General features: G+C 73.9%; 1 protein-coding gene. It reads left to right on the top strand.

The features are described 5' to 3' along the window. Positions 1–25: 25 nt before the first annotated feature. Positions 26–352 (top strand): Crp/Fnr family transcriptional regulator (locus AB6A65_RS16765; RefSeq protein WP_371039514.1); only part of this gene is annotated, 327 nt, incomplete at its 3' end.

Raw genomic sequence — 352 nt, 5'->3', positions numbered from 1 at the left:
GCATCGCCGCGACGGAGCCGCGGCCATGACCGGCGTACGCCTCATGCCGCTCAGCGGCTGCGGCAGCTGTCCGCATCACCTCGCGGGGATCTGCAACCTCGGCGCCCTCGACCGGGTGCGCCGCGTCACGCTGGCCCCGGAGACCGTTCTCTTTCATCAGGGCGACCGGACGCAGCGCGTCGGCGTCCTGCGGTCGGGCTACATGCGGATGGTGCGCTTCAGCGCCGAGGGCCGCCGCATCGGTCTCGGCATCTCGCGGCCGGGCGACATGATCGGCGCCCTGCCGGGGCGGCGGATCGCCCACGAGCTCGAGGCCGCGACGGAGGTGACGCTCTGCATGACCGACCCGGCG

The sequence above is a fragment of the Rhodosalinus sp. FB01 genome (assembly GCF_041365715.1).
Taxonomy (GTDB): domain Bacteria; phylum Pseudomonadota; class Alphaproteobacteria; order Rhodobacterales; family Rhodobacteraceae; genus Rhodosalinus.
The sequence above is the reverse complement of the archived record's forward strand: the minus strand, read 5'-3'. Positions and strand labels throughout refer to the sequence as shown.